General features: G+C 66.7%; 11 protein-coding genes and 1 pseudogene. 5 read left to right on the top strand and 7 right to left on the bottom strand.

The window, feature by feature from the left end:
- Positions 1 to 198 precede the first annotated feature (198 nt).
- Positions 199 to 1,080, bottom strand: a complete 882-nt coding sequence (locus ACM0PB_RS17655) for an AraC family transcriptional regulator (protein WP_065186496.1) — start codon at positions 1,078 to 1,080, stop codon at positions 199 to 201.
- 106 nt (positions 1,081 to 1,186) lie between these two features.
- Between ACM0PB_RS17655 and ACM0PB_RS17650 the strand changes: the two genes are divergently transcribed.
- A complete protein-coding gene (locus tag ACM0PB_RS17650) occupies positions 1,187 to 1,723 on the top strand; it encodes a carboxymuconolactone decarboxylase family protein (protein ID WP_065186495.1) in 537 nt (178 codons plus the stop codon).
- A gap of 56 nt (positions 1,724 to 1,779) precedes the next feature.
- On the opposite strand, the gene ACM0PB_RS17645 is transcribed toward ACM0PB_RS17650, so the two are convergent.
- Positions 1,780 to 2,778, bottom strand: a complete 999-nt coding sequence (locus ACM0PB_RS17645) for a TraB/GumN family protein (RefSeq protein ID WP_164229117.1) — start codon at positions 2,776 to 2,778, stop codon at positions 1,780 to 1,782.
- Positions 2,779 to 2,982: 204 nt separating this feature from the next.
- Positions 2,983 to 3,822, bottom strand: coding sequence for a formate dehydrogenase accessory sulfurtransferase FdhD (gene fdhD, locus ACM0PB_RS17640; protein WP_414604705.1), 840 nt, complete (start codon positions 3,820 to 3,822; stop codon positions 2,983 to 2,985).
- 244 nt (positions 3,823 to 4,066) lie between these two features.
- Here fdhD and ACM0PB_RS17635 point away from each other — a divergent pair, with 244 nt between their 5' ends.
- Both ACM0PB_RS17635 and ACM0PB_RS17630 read left to right on the top strand, forming a co-directional pair.
- Entirely contained in the window at positions 4,067 to 6,352 is a 2,286-nt protein-coding gene (locus ACM0PB_RS17635; protein WP_065186494.1) for an FdhF/YdeP family oxidoreductase, read from the top strand.
- 481 nt (positions 6,353 to 6,833) lie between these two features.
- Positions 6,834 to 7,373, top strand: coding sequence for a DUF411 domain-containing protein (locus tag ACM0PB_RS17630; RefSeq protein WP_414604704.1), 540 nt, complete (start codon positions 6,834 to 6,836; stop codon positions 7,371 to 7,373).
- Positions 7,374 to 7,489: 116 nt separating this feature from the next.
- On the opposite strand, the pseudogene blaL1 reads toward ACM0PB_RS17630, so the two are convergent.
- Positions 7,490 to 8,357: pseudogene (gene blaL1 / locus ACM0PB_RS17625) on the bottom strand (L1 family subclass B3 metallo-beta-lactamase).
- 203 nt (positions 8,358 to 8,560) lie between these two features.
- Between blaL1 and ACM0PB_RS17620 the strand changes: the two are divergent.
- Together ACM0PB_RS17620 and ACM0PB_RS17615 are read left to right on the top strand one after the other, a co-directional pair.
- Positions 8,561 to 8,827: a hypothetical protein gene (locus tag ACM0PB_RS17620; protein WP_005416705.1), complete on the top strand. Its 267-nt coding sequence runs from the start codon at positions 8,561 to 8,563 to the stop codon at positions 8,825 to 8,827.
- 9 nt (positions 8,828 to 8,836) lie between these two features.
- Entirely contained in the window at positions 8,837 to 10,009 is a 1,173-nt protein-coding gene (locus tag ACM0PB_RS17615; protein ID WP_065186492.1) for a low temperature requirement protein A, read from the top strand.
- Positions 10,010 to 10,078: 69 nt separating this feature from the next.
- On the opposite strand, the gene ACM0PB_RS17610 is transcribed toward ACM0PB_RS17615, so the two are convergent.
- From ACM0PB_RS17610 to ACM0PB_RS17600, 3 genes are read right to left on the bottom strand one after another with little or no spacing between them, the layout of a single operon-like run.
- Positions 10,079 to 10,630, bottom strand: a complete 552-nt coding sequence (locus tag ACM0PB_RS17610) for a DUF1697 domain-containing protein (protein ID WP_065186491.1) — start codon at positions 10,628 to 10,630, stop codon at positions 10,079 to 10,081.
- On the bottom strand, positions 10,627 to 11,268 hold the full coding sequence (locus tag ACM0PB_RS17605; protein ID WP_065186490.1) for a response regulator transcription factor: 642 nt from the start codon (positions 11,266 to 11,268) through the stop codon (positions 10,627 to 10,629). The genes ACM0PB_RS17610 and ACM0PB_RS17605 overlap by 4 nt, the downstream gene beginning before the upstream one ends.
- On the bottom strand, positions 11,261 to 12,316 hold the full coding sequence (locus tag ACM0PB_RS17600; protein WP_164092826.1) for a sensor histidine kinase: 1,056 nt from the start codon (positions 12,314 to 12,316) through the stop codon (positions 11,261 to 11,263). Before ACM0PB_RS17600 ends, ACM0PB_RS17605 begins: the two co-directional genes overlap by 8 nt.
- Between the last annotated feature and the right edge of the window lie 161 nt (positions 12,317 to 12,477).

The following is a 12,477-nucleotide window of genomic DNA, read 5'->3' as shown; positions in this document are numbered from 1 at the left end:
TGCCCTTCGGTCAGGCCATGAAAATGCCGCTTCGATCGTCCGTGGTAGAGCCGACCGCTGGTCGGCTGCTCTTCGGTCAGATCACGAAAATGCCACATCGGTAGAGTCGATCGTTAGTCGACTGTCCTTCGGTCGGACAACGAACATCCCGCGCGTCGCGCGATAGGCGACCAGCGGCCGACTCTACCCCCTCACCCTTTACCCAGCCTGGGCGGCGCTCGCGGCCAACCAGGCCCTGGGCGACGCCCCCAACCGCTTGCGGAACGCCTTCGACAACGACGCGGTATCGGCAAACCCCACCTCGACCGCCACCTGCTTGACTGCCACGCCGGCCCGCAGCTGCGCGCAGGCCAGGCTCAGCCGCCAGTCCAGCAGATAGGCGGCCGGCGTCGCCTGCATCACCTCCTTGAACACTGCCGCGAATGCGCTGCGCGACATGCCGGCGATCGCGGCCATACGGGGCAGCGTCCATTCGTCCTGCGGTGCCTGGTGCATCGCCACCAGCGTGCGTGCCAGCCTCGCGTCGGACAGCCCGCGCATCAGTCCATGACTGACACCCGCTGCATCCGGGTGGTCGACCACCCAGCGCAGGATCTGGATCAGCGCCACCTCGAACAGGCGATTGGTCAGCAGCCGTGAACCACAGCGCTGGCGATCGGCCTCGGCAAACAGCAGCTGCAGGGTGTCATCCAGTTCGCCGATCGCGGCCAGTGGCACCACCATCACCGGCGGCAGCGACTGCACGATCGGATTACGCGCGCCGCCATCGAAATCCAGCGTGGCGCAGGTGAAATCCGGGCCTTCCAGCGGTGCATTGAAGAACACATGGTGCAGCGGTTGCGGATACAGCAGCAGGCTGGGTGTGTCGATCTTCAACCGGGGCAGCGCGATATCGCCGTCGGGATGACGGACCTCCATTTCACCCTGGCGCAGGATGTGCAGGAAGGCACGACCGGGCTGCGGCTCGAAGACATGGCGCCCGCACAGCGGACCACTGTGGAACAGCGCGGCCTGCACCCGGAAGCGCTCCAGCAGGGAGGAGAGACGGTCGGGTGGGGAGGTGTCGGTGGGCGTGCTCATGGATGAATGGACAACATGTGTGGCTGATTGCGCCTGAAGCGTCCAGCGAGTCTACCTAGGATGAGCGGGTCGTCCAATCCCGGGCGCTTTCCCAAGGAGATCCACCATGTCCCGTGTCCCCCTGATCGATGCCGCCAACACCACCGCCGACCGCCAGGCCCTGCTGGGTCAGGTCCACGCCGCTTTCGGCGCCACCCCGGCCATGTTCCGCGCCGTGGCCAACTCGCCAGCCGCCCTGCAGAGCATGTGGGGTTCGTTCGGCGCGCTGGGCGGCGGTCGCCTGTCGCCGCTGCTGGGCGAGCAGATCGCCGTGGCCATCGCCAACCGCAACGCCTGCGAGTACTGCCTGGCCGCGCACACGGCATTGGGCCGCGAGGCCGGCGCCAGCAGCGAGCAGATGACCGCCGCGCAGATCGGCCAGTCCAGCGACCCGGCCACTGCGGCGGCGCTCGACTTCGCGTTGAAGGTGGTCGAGCAGCGTGCGCAGATCGCCGACGGCGACGTGCAGGCGCTGCGCGCGGCTGGCTTCGATGATGAGCAGATCGTGGAGATCCTCGCGCATGTGGCGCTCAACCTGTTCACCAACTACGTCAACGTGGCGTTCGACGTGCCGGTGGACTTCCCGAAGGTCGCGCTGCGCTGAGTGCAATTGCTCCGGGCAGCAGAGTGCTGCCCGGACTCAGGCCCGCAGCTCAGTGGCTACGCCGGCTGGAAGCTGAAACCGCGTTCGCGCAGCGCTCTGATGTAGCCGTTCCCGTCGAACGCATCTGCAATATCGAGCATCGCAAGCGTGGTTGATCTTCCCGCAGTTACGGCTTCCACTGCGCTGAGCCAGGCCTCGCGTCGAAGCGTGTCCAGCTCGTTGCTGCCAGTCGCTGTCACGTGCATATCCATAGGCACGTCATGCCCACCCATGCCAAGGGCATCGCCATGCGCCCAGGCCTTGGACTGAACACGGGCGGTATCGTGAAGGCGACGGAGTCGCTCGACCTGCACCGCAAACCGTGTCGTGTCATCCAGTGCAGGATGCGGTTTACCGCAGTCGTCAGCTGCCGCGATGTCGATAGCCAGTTCAGTGCGCGGCACGAAGTAGCGGGCTCCACCCGCGCGTCCTATCCTGCGCAGCTCCTTGCAGAATGCCTTCGGCGACTCCAGCTGATGCCTGGCCATGACGGCCTTGCGCAGCGCTCTGGCCGCGAAGTGGGGACGCAGGCGTTCCAGCTCGATTGGATCGATTCCGCACTCATTCAATGCCGCTTGCCATTCTGCATGGACGTCCGCCGGCAGAACATCCTTCAGGGTCAGGTTGTCGGGATTGTGGTGGATGGTTTCGGCTTCAGACACCGCACGGGCCAGTGTGAACAACGCGCTCAGTCCCGAGCCCTCCCATCTGCCGGTGATGTCCACCTTCGGCCGGCCCAGAATGGTGTGCGCAACCGCGGCAATGCGTCCTGCTTCGCCCGTCACGCATCGCATCGATCCGGGTAGCGCGGTGGGGACGGGCAGGATCCACAGGTGGGCCTCTTCACGCCTTGCCTGCCAGAGCGCCGGACCTTCTGCACGGATCGTGGGGGGAGGCAGGGCATCCGTTACCTTGGTTCCGCGGCTTCCGGAAGCCGGCGCACCTGCCAACGTACGGTGCACGGAAACATCAAGGGAAACCGACAGCAGTGAACGTGGTTGCCGGGCAGCCGACATGGGAACTCCAGAAAGGACCATGATGAGTGTCCTCGATGGTGCGTGGCGCGCCGATTGCTGGCTATCGAACTACGACGATTTCGCCTTGGCTGGGCGAGGGGCCCGGAAGCCGTTGCGGTAGAGTCGACAGTTAATCGACTGCTCGTCCTTCAGGTGCCCGGAAACCTCGCGCCACGAGTGATAGTCGACCCTACGCAGCGGAGATTACCGGTCGTCCGCCTGCAACCGGTCCGGATGGGTATACACATTGAACCCGCTCTCCCGCGCGAACCCGACCAGGCACAGGCCGGCACTGCGGGCCAGGTCGATCGCCAGCGCGGTCGGTGCCGAGACTGCAGCCAGTACGCTGGCACCGGCGCGCACCGCCTTGCTGACCATTTCGTAGCTGGCCCGGCTGGAAATCACCAGCAGGCCGCCTTCGATGGCGTGTTCGTTGTGGTGCAGCGCACCGATCAGCTTGTCCAGTGCATTGTGGCGTCCGACATCCTCCCGCACCCAGCCGATGCGTCCACTGGCATCGGCCCAGGCCGCGGCGTGGGTGGAGCCGCTTGCCGCATTCATCGGCTGGTGCTGCGTCAGCGTGGCCAGCACGCGCTGCAGAGCGGCGGGCGAGTAGCTGCGTCGCTCGCGGATCTGCGGCAGTGGGCGCAGCACTTCTTCCAGCTGGCGCGTGCCGCACAGGCCACAGCCACCACGACCGGGCAGCAGGCGTCCATTGGACGGGTCCAGGTCGGCACCGGGTGCCTCCTCAGCCACGGTCATCTGTAACTCGATGCCTTCCAGCTGCGGGCGGATCTCGATCGACAGCAGCTGCGAGGGGGTGTCGATCAGGCCTTCGCTGAGCGAGAAGCCGAGCGCGAAGTCTTCCAGGTCGCACGGTGTGGCCATCATCACCGCAAAGGCGGCGCCGTTGTAGCGCAGCGCCACCGGCACTTCTTCGGCCACCACATCGACCTGCTGCTGTTGCCCCTCGTTGCGCCAGCGCTGCAGCGGGCGTTGGGCGGTGCCGGCAGGTGGGGTGTGCGGCGGGATCGAATCAGGCATGCAGCGCGTCCGGACAAGGGAGAAACGCGGGCGGGCCACCGCCTGCGGTTTCGAGGATAGCGCAGTGGTCGCGCGCAGACGCGGCTGTAACCGTTGCCATGGCAGGTTGTGCTGAAAACCGCCTGTACCCTCTGGCGAAGCCGCGCAGGCCGTGCTTGACTGTGCGGCTGGTCGTGCCATTGACTGCGCCGCCGGACCGCGTTGTGCCGATTGTTGCTGCGTTCCTTCCGTAAGGTTCCCGAACATGTCCGAGCAGAAACCGCCGCGTTACAAGCCCTACAACCAGCCTGCCGGCGGCTGGGGTGCCGCCGGTGCCACCGCCAAGGTGCTGCTGCAGCAGAGTGTGATCGGCAAGGGGTCGAAGGCGCTGCTGGCGATGAACCAGCCCGGTGGCTTCAAGTGCCCCAGCTGCGCGTTCCCCGATGCCGACGAACGCAGGAAGCTGGAGTTCTGCGAGAACGGCGCGAAGGCACTGGCCTGGGAGGCTACGGAGTTCCGGGCCGGCCGCGAGTTGTTCGCCCGCCACACCGTCACGGAGCTGATGGCGCAGACCGACTACTGGTTGGAGATGCAGGGCCGGCTGACCGAGCCGATGCGCTACGACGCAGCCACCGACCACTACGTGCCGTGCAGCTGGGACGATGCCTTTGCACTGATCGGTCGCCACCTGCAGGCGCTGGACAGCCCACACCAGGCCGAGTTCTACACCTCCGGGCGCACGCCCAACGAAGCGGCGTTCCTGTATTCGATCTTCGTGCGCGAGTTTGGTACCAACAACTTCCCGGACTGCTCGAACATGTGCCACGAGCCGACCAGCCGCGGGCTGCCGCCGGCCATCGGGGTGGGCAAGGGCACCATCGTGCTGCAGGATTTCGAGCACGCCGAGGCGATCTTCGTGATCGGCCAGAACACCGGCACCAATTCACCGCGGATGATGAGCAACCTGGTCGATGCGCGCAAACGCGGCATCCCGATTGTGGCGGTCAATCCGATGCCCGAGCGCGCGCTGATCCGCTTTGCCGAGCCGCAGGACGTGGTGCAGATGGCCACGTTCGGTTCGACCGAGATCACCAGCGAGTTCGTGCACATCCGCATCGGCGGCGACCTGGCCCTGATCAAGGGCATGATGAAGGTGATGTTCGAGCGCGAGGCGCAGGGCGAGCGCGTGCTCGACCATGATTTCCTGTCAGAACACACAGTGGGCCTGGAGGCGCTGCGCGAGGATGTGTTGGCGCAGGACTGGGACCAGATCGTGCAGGTATCCGGCATCTCGCAGGCGCAGATACACCGCTGTGCGGAGATCTACATCCGCTCCAAGGCCACCGTGATCTGCTACGGCATGGGCCTGACCCAGCATCAGTACGGCTCGCGCCTGCTGCAGCAGGTCGCCAACCTGCTGATGCTGCGTGGCAACTTCGGCAAGCCCGGTGCTGGCATAGGGCCGATCCGTGGTCATTCCAATGTGCAGGGCGACCGCACCGTCGGCATCGACGAGAAGCCCAAGCCGGCCTACCTGGACCGCGTGCAGCAGGTGTTCGGCTTCGATCCGCCGCGTGAGCATGGCCACCATGTGGTCGAGTCCATCGAGGCGATGCTGGACGGCAGCGCCAAGGTGTTCATCGGCCTGGGGGGCAACTTCATCCATGCGGTGCCCGATACGCCTCGCGCGTATGAAGCGATGCGTGGGCTGGACCTGACCGTGGGCATCGCCACCAAGCTCAATCGAGGTCATCTGGTTCATGGCCGCGATGCGCTGATCCTGCCGGTAGTGGCGCGCTCGGAGCGCATCGTCACGCCGGCCGGCGAGCAGTTCGTCACCATCGAAGACGCGATGTCGAACGTGACCGCCTCGCGCGGCGTGCTCGAACCGGTCAGCACGGAGGTGCTGCCCGAGGTCGAGATCGTCTGCCGCATGGCGATGGCTGCGCTGCCGCACAGCAAGGTCGACTGGGCGCGCTGCATGCACGACTATGCACCTATTCGCGAACTCATCGCTGCCGTGTACCCGGAGATCTACACCGGCTTCAACGCGCGCATCCAGCAGCCGCACGGTTTCCATCTGGACATTCCGCCGCGCCGCCGCGTGTGGCCCACGCCCAATGGCAAGGCCAACATCCTGGTGATGCCCGGCCTGGACGTGGACGATCCGGTGCACGATCCGGACATGTTGCGGTTGGCCACCGTGCGCTCGCATGATCAGTACAACACCACCATCTACAGCTACAATGATCGCTATCGCGGCGTGTACAACGATCGCATGGTGCTGTTCATGAACATCGAGGACCGGCTGGCGCGCGGTCTGGAGAAGGAGGCGCTGGTCAGCCTGGAGACGATCAGCCGCGATGGCGTGCAGCGGCGCGTCGAGGGCCTGACCGTACTGGACTACCCGATGCCGCGCGGCGCGCTGGCCGGGTACTACCCGGAACTGAACCCGTTGTTGCCACTGGACTACTACGACCGCATCAGCGGCACGCCCGCTGCCAAGTCGATTCCGGTGCGGATGAGTGCAATGGCGGCGGCGACTGCGTGACACGCGCATCGGCTATCATCGGCAGGTGAACCTGCCTGGCCTGCTGCTGCGATGGATGCTGCTTGTCGCCCTGGTGCTGAATGCACCGGCGCTCGCGCTTGCCTCATCTTCGTACAGCGGGTCGGCCAACCAGGATCACTGCGCTGCACCGCACTCGGCCGCGATGGCGGCAGCCGGCTGCTGCGATGATGCGGCCCCGGCGGCCTGCCAGAGTGGTGAGTGTGAATGCCCGCCGGCCTGCCTTGGCATGCTGGCCATGTCGAGCGGTATGCCCGCCTCGCCGTGGCGCGAGGCGCCGGTAGCCGCCAGTACCCGGCAACGCGCACCGCCGCCGATGCCGGACCCGTTGCGGCCCCCTATCGCGTGATTCCCTGCAGGCCTCAAGCGCCTGCCGTAGTTGCTCGACTTTTCTCGACTCTGCCTGTGCCTTCGATGCGCGGGCGACGGGCCGCGTTGCCCGCCTCTGCAAAGGAATCACGCAATGAACCGTACTCTCTCCCTCGGCCTGCTGCTGGGTACCGTGTTGGCCACGACCGCCTGTGCACGTGCCGCCGAAGAATCCGCCGCCGCACCGATCGCCAGCGCAGCACCGGTGGCACCGATCCAGGCCAGCCCGTCCAAGGTCGATCCGGCCTTGCCGGTGGCCATCGTGCACAAGACCGCCAGCTGCGGCTGCTGTGGCATCTGGGTCGACCACCTGAAGGCTGCCGGCTTCCAGGTGGAGGTGCATGACACCGACGACATGAACCCGATCAAGGTTCGCTTGGGCGTGCCGGTCGGCAAGGCGTCCTGCCATACCGCCGAGATCGGCGGGTATGTGGTCGAGGGCCACGTTCCGGCCGAGGACATCAAGCGCCTGCTGGCCGAACGCCCGGCCGCGCGCGGGCTGGTGCTGCCCGGCATGCCGGCCGGTTCGCCGGGCATGGAAATGCCGGATGGCTACGTGCAGCCGTACACCGTCGAGCTGGTGCGCACCGACGGCAGCACCGAGCCGTTCGCCCAGCACGGACAGGGTGGCTGATGGACGGCGGGTGCCGGTCGTTCTGACCGGCACTCTTCGACGCATCCTGTGTAGAGCCGAGCCCACGCTCGGCTGTGTTTGGCCGGCAAGCCGAGCATGGGCTCGGCTCTACGGGATCAGCGTGCTGCGGCCGTTTCCTTCCAACTGCGCGTCGAACTTCTTCTCGGCCGCATCCGCGTAGGCCTTGCAGTTCAGTGCCTTGTCGCTGGCCTTGCTGCCAGCGGCATAGTTCCAGTTGCTGGCGCCCGGATGCGGGGTCAGCAACAGGTCGCAGGGCAGGCCGCGCACCGTAGCGAAGCTGCGCCGGTAGTCCTCGACCAGGTGGGGATAGCGGGCGTTGCCCTGCAGCTGGTAGCCCGGCGCACTCAGGCTGTCGGCGTAGGCGATGCGCACCGGCTTGCCATCGCGGGTATCGGTCCAGGTCCAGGCGGTGCTGCCCGGGGTGTGCCCCGGCATGAAGTGTGCAGTGAACGCGATGCCACCCACCGTGACCACTTCGCCATCCATGATGATGCGGTCGGTGCTGGCCGGCGGAAAGGTGATGCTGTCGCCAAAGTGCAGGTCGTTGCTGCCGCCGCGCGCCAGCAGCACCGCTGATTCGGCGTTGGCTACCACCATCGCACCGGTACGGCGCTTCAGTTCTGCCACCGGGCCCGCATGGTCGGCATGCGCATGGCTGAGCAGGATCAAGCGCAGGTCCTGCGGCGCCACGTCGCGCACCTTCATGTTGCTGATGAGGTGGCTGGCCATCTGCGGCATGCCGCCGTCGAGCAGCACCGCGCCGTCGGCGGTCTGCACCAGTAGCGCGGTCAGGTCCTCAGTGCCGATCTGCCAGGTATGGTCGGCGATCTGCAGCGGCGCCATCGGCTGCAGCCAGGATGGGTCTACGGTGTAGGCCTGCAGCTGTGGCAGCGGTGTGTCGGCGGCAGTGACATCAAAGGCAAGTGTGGCAGTCAGGGCAAGGGTCGTCAGGCAACGGCGCATGGCGGAGAGGGGTCTGGATAGGGTCGGATGAAGCTAGCACGTACCCTGGACGGCCCGTTTCGCGAATAACTCATGGCTGCCATAAGGTTCGCCGCATCCGATGCCGGGATTGTTCGCTTGCTCTGGACTATGAATCCATCTCCACGGGCTGTTGCGCACAATCGGCCGGGGCTAGCCTGTTCCCAGGCTCAAGGAGGTGGACCATGCATGTGCTCATGGTGATGCTCGGCGGCGTGCTCCTGCTGGGGGTGTTCCTGCTGTTTGGCCGTCTCTGGAGCGTGGGCACCTCGCAGCTGCCCACGGCGCTGATCGCCTTCATCGCTACCTGGCTGCTGGTGGCCGTGGCCAACATGTGGGTGGGGGTCAGCAAGGCCGGTTACGCGGTACGCGAGGAGTTGCCGATCCTGTTGCTGGTGTTTGCCGCGCCGGCGTTGCTGGCCGGTTTCCTGTACTGGCGCCTGGCGCGCTGAAGGAGTTCCATGCGTACCCGACTGCGCTTGCCCGCGCTGCGCCACCGCGACGGCCACCATGCCCGCGTGACCTACGAAGAACTGTTCTTCGATCTGGTCTACGTATTCGCGGTCACCCAGCTCAGCCACCATCTGCTGCACCACCTGGACCTGGCCGGTGTACTGCAGACGCTGGTGCTGTGGTTCGCGGTCTGGCTCGGCTGGCAGTACGCGTGCTGGGTCAGCAACTGGTTCGACCCGGAGGCGCCGCGCATCCGCGGCCTGCTCTTCGCCACCATGCTGCTGGCGTTGTTGATGTCCTCGTCCATTCCCGAGGCGTTTGCCGATCGTGCGTGGATCTTCGCCGGGGCGTACGCCACGATGCAGGTCGGACGCACCGCGTTCGTGCTGCTGGAGGTCGGCCGGAGCCATCCGTTGGCACCGAACTTCCGCCGCATGCTGGCCTGGGTCAGCGTGTCGGCCTGCTTCTGGCTGGCCGGCGCGGCGGCCGAGGGCAACCTCCGCCTGGCATTGTGGGCGGTGGCGGTGGCCTGCGAATACATCTCGCCGATGTTCGGCTTCGCGTTCCCGGGCATGGGCCGTTCGCACACCCGCGACTGGACCATCGAGGGCGGACACCTGGCCGAACGCTGCCAGCTGTTCGTCATCGTCGCACTGGGCGAGACGTTGCTGGCAACCGGGGGCGTGCTCAGCGACGTCGAGCATTGGAGCCTGGAAGTGGTTTCAGCGGTGTTGGCCACCTTCGCCGGCACGATTGCCATGTGGTGGCTGTACTTCGGCATCTCCAGCCGCGATGCCACAGAGGCCATCACCCACGCCGAAGACCCCGGGCGGATGGGCGCCAACTTCCACTACGTGCATGCATTGCTGATCGCCGGCATCATCGCCACGGCGGTGGGCAATGATCTGGTCATGGACCATCCGGGGGTGGCCGTCACCCCGGTTTACGCCACCGTGATGGTGGCAGGCCCGCTGATCTATCTGCTGGGCAGTGCCCTGTACAAACGCGTGGTCTATGGGCACGCGCCGCGCTCGCATCTGCTGGGCGCGGTGGCGCTGCTTGTGCTGGGGCTGATGCTACCGCACGTGCATCTGCTGGCCGCCGGATGGCTGACCAGCCTGGTGCTGCTGGGCGTGGGGCTGCTGGATACGCGATTGAAGCGCCGCTTGCAGCGGGCGTGATCCGTTGGGTCCGCCCACTGCTTCAGCCTTCACGGAGCGCGAGCGCGGCGCAGTGCCTGAAGGTCGACGCTACCGCCTCCGGCCAGCACGCGGATTGCTGGCAGGCGAGGTAAGCGCTGCGGCCATCACTGCAAGCTTGCCGATTGTGTTCATATTGCGGGCGGTGCCGTGCTGGGCATAGGGCACCCGCAAGCGCGAGTCGGCCATGCCGGCACCGTAGTGGATGAAGATCTCGCGCGTGCCGAGTGCGAGCTGTTCATCGCGCCGGCCGGTCACGCCGTCCAGCGGATCGGCAGGCAGGCTGCCGTCGAGGAACAGCGCGACCACACGGTTGCCGGCGGCCTGCGCAAACGGGTTGCGTGCCACCACGCCGGCGATCTCGTTGGCCGAGCGCACCAGCACGCCCACCGGCTTGCCGGCGTACGCCTGCAGCCGTTGGGCGAGGGCCTCCCGTACGGTGGATTCATCAAGCCCGCTGCGGAACACCACATTGCCGCTGGCGATGTAGGTGCGGACATCGGCGAAGCCTGCGTCCTCGCACATCGCCACCAGTTCGCGCATCGGCAGCTTGCCGGTGCCGCCGACGTTGACCGCGCGCAGCAGCGCGACGTGGACGTTCATGGCGTACCCGCCTGCAGGCGGTCGTACATGCGCACCAGGTCAACCAGGGTGCGTGCGCCCATCTTGCGCATCACCTGCGCACGGCGCACCTTCACCGTGATCTCGCTGACGCCCAGGTCGCCGGCGATCTGCTTGTTGAGGCGGCCGCGCACCACGCCATCGACCACCTCGCGCTCGCCGGCATTGAGGGTGTCCCAGCGCAGCTGCAGCGCGCCGAGTGCCTCGCCCTCGCGGCGGCGCTGGCGGTCGATCTCGATGCCCTTGTGGATGGCATCGAGCAGTTCCTGATCACGGAAGGGCTTGGTGAGGAATTCGATGGCGCCGTCCTTGATCGCGTTGACGCCCATCGCGATGTCGCCGTGGCCGGTGATGAACACCACCGGCAGCTGCAGGCCGTGGCTGCCCATCGTGCGATGGAATTCAAGACCGCTCTGGCCGGGCATGCGCACGTCCAGCACGAGACATGCCGGTGCGTCTTCCAGCGCGTGTTCGAGGAAGGCCTGGGTGGAGGCGAAGGCCCGCACCTGCAGGCCCATCGAGGCCAGCAGGTCTTCCAGTGCCGCGCGCACCGACGGATCGTCGTCGACCACATAGACGATGGGTGCCGGATCGGGGTTGGCGGCAGTGGGCTTACGCATGGTGGGCGTCCGTGGCAATGGGCAGGTCGAACACAAAGCAGGCACCGCCGCCTGCCGGTCGTTCGGCACGGATCTGGCCGTCGTTGGCTTCGATCATCGAGCGGCTCAGGCTGAGACCCAGCCCCAGACCGTGCGACTTGGTGGTCCAGAAGGCATCGAAGACGCGTTCGGGATGGTCGGCGGGCAGGCCGACACCGCGATCACGGACGCTGAGGCTGACCCGCTGGCCGTCGCGCCGGGTCAGCAGGGACAAGCGCCGGTCGGCGGTGGGCACGGTCTCCATCGCGTCCACCGCATTGAGGATCAGGTTGCCGATCACCTGCTGCACCTGCACGCGGTCGGCCTGCACCGGTGGCAGTTCGGCGTCCAGCAGCAGCGCCACGGCCACGCCATGCCGGTCCAGCTCGCTGCGCGACAGCGCCAGCATTTCCTCCACCGCCTGGTTCAGATCGAAGGCGCGTCGCTGCGGTGCCGCGCCCTGGGTCAGGCCGCGGATGCGGGCGATCACGTCACCGGCACGATGTGCATCGGCCAGGATGCGGGCCACGGTCTGCCGGGCCTTGTCCACGTTCGGTGGGTCCTGCGCGAGCCAACGCTGGCAGGCTTCGGCGCTGCTGGCGATGGCCGCCAGCGGCTGGTTCACTTCATGCGCGATGGAGGTGGTGAGCTCGCCCACGGTGGAGGCGCGCGCCACGCGCAGCAGGCGGCCCTGTGCTTCCTGCACGGCGGCCTTGGCCGCTTCCATGTTCAGGGCAAGGTAGGTGGTGATGCCGATCACCAGCATGCCAATGACCGAATTGACCAGGCCGATGCGGTAGGTGCCGAAGCGGGTCAGGAAGAAGCTCAGCCCGGTCAGCGCGATGCAGGCCAGGGCAAGCGTGATCAACCCGCGTGCGCCCAGCACGCGCGATGCGGCCAGGATGACCGCCGCGTAGAAGCAGGCGGCGGCAACCGCGTAATCGGTGACGGTGTCGATCAGGAAGATCGCCGCCATCACAACGATCAGGACCAGCAGCACCAGTGGGCGGCGGGGCGACAGCGATGGCATCGGGACGGCTCCCTGGCGTGGGGTGAAAGGATAGCAAAGCCGCCATCGGTGGATGCCGGCGTTGGTCGGCACCGGTCAAAGCGATGCCTGGTAGTGCCGGCCGCTGGCCGGCATCTGCACGGTGCTTCCGGAGATCACGGGGTTGCCGGCCAGCGGCCGGC

It is taken from the genome of Stenotrophomonas sp. AR029 (assembly GCF_047520695.2).
Classification (GTDB): Bacteria; Pseudomonadota; Gammaproteobacteria; order Xanthomonadales; family Xanthomonadaceae; genus Stenotrophomonas; species Stenotrophomonas sepilia.
The sequence above is the reverse complement of the archived record's forward strand: the minus strand, read 5'-3'. Positions and strand labels throughout refer to the sequence as shown.

Excerpts from the sequence above, each read along its gene's own strand:
- ACM0PB_RS17655 (WP_065186496.1), bottom strand. The coding sequence starts at position 1,080 with ATGAGCACGCCCACCGACACCTCCCCACCCGACCGTCTCTCCTCCCTG.
- ACM0PB_RS17650 (WP_065186495.1), top strand. The coding sequence starts at position 1,187 with ATGTCCCGTGTCCCCCTGATCGATGCCGCCAACACCACCGCCGACCGC.
- ACM0PB_RS17645 (WP_164229117.1), bottom strand. The coding sequence starts at position 2,778 with ATGTCGGCTGCCCGGCAACCACGTTCACTGCTGTCGGTTTCCCTTGAT.
- fdhD (WP_414604705.1), bottom strand. The coding sequence starts at position 3,822 with ATGCCTGATTCGATCCCGCCGCACACCCCACCTGCCGGCACCGCCCAA.
- ACM0PB_RS17635 (WP_065186494.1), top strand. The coding sequence starts at position 4,067 with ATGTCCGAGCAGAAACCGCCGCGTTACAAGCCCTACAACCAGCCTGCC.
- ACM0PB_RS17630 (WP_414604704.1), top strand. The coding sequence starts at position 6,834 with ATGAACCGTACTCTCTCCCTCGGCCTGCTGCTGGGTACCGTGTTGGCC.
- ACM0PB_RS17620 (WP_005416705.1), top strand. The coding sequence starts at position 8,561 with ATGCATGTGCTCATGGTGATGCTCGGCGGCGTGCTCCTGCTGGGGGTG.
- ACM0PB_RS17615 (WP_065186492.1), top strand. The coding sequence starts at position 8,837 with ATGCGTACCCGACTGCGCTTGCCCGCGCTGCGCCACCGCGACGGCCAC.
- ACM0PB_RS17610 (WP_065186491.1), bottom strand. The coding sequence starts at position 10,630 with ATGAACGTCCACGTCGCGCTGCTGCGCGCGGTCAACGTCGGCGGCACC.
- ACM0PB_RS17605 (WP_065186490.1), bottom strand. The coding sequence starts at position 11,268 with ATGCGTAAGCCCACTGCCGCCAACCCCGATCCGGCACCCATCGTCTAT.
- ACM0PB_RS17600 (WP_164092826.1), bottom strand. The coding sequence starts at position 12,316 with ATGCCATCGCTGTCGCCCCGCCGCCCACTGGTGCTGCTGGTCCTGATC.